This is a genomic window from Sphingobacterium sp. GQ94 (assembly GCF_059758715.1).
Genome location: NZ_JCAXEC010000041.1, coordinates 1 through 411 on the forward strand (window position 1 = coordinate 1; position 411 = coordinate 411).

Below are 411 nucleotides of genomic sequence, written 5' to 3' on the forward strand. Positions count from 1 at the left end.
TATTCTACCGGATTTGATTGCTAATTAGATTTCTCTTATCAGCTTTGGACATTGCTGTCCGCCGCTGCGTTACATGATCATTTTCTTAAAGAACTATGCGCCGCCGTATCTCACTTTGGCTTTCTATATCGTGCCTTATAAATAAGGCGTGATGAGTCATTGTTATTCGCATAAAGCATCGCGCTTTATGCTGCTCCCCTCGGTTGGGACTGCAAAGGTAGAAACCTTTTTCGACTCTGCAAAATTTATTTTAAAATAATTCTGAGCGACTTTTTCCGGTAAATCGTAAGCTCTAAATAAACCACATTTACCAAACGTTTCTAATCCCATTTCAGTGCTGTTTCCAGCTTCCCTCCCTTGCGGAGTGGTGCAAAGATAGAAACTTAACACTCCCACTCCAAGATTTATTTA

1 protein-coding gene is annotated in these 411 nt (G+C 40.4%); it reads right to left on the bottom strand.

The genetic code is table 11. The features are described from left to right. Window positions 1-162 precede the first annotated feature (162 nt). Window positions 163-396 (bottom strand): hypothetical protein, encoded by a 234-nt coding sequence (locus AC6CHH_RS16405; RefSeq protein ID WP_498284794.1) that lies wholly within the window; start codon window positions 394-396, stop codon window positions 163-165. Window positions 397-411: the final 15 nt, after the last annotated feature.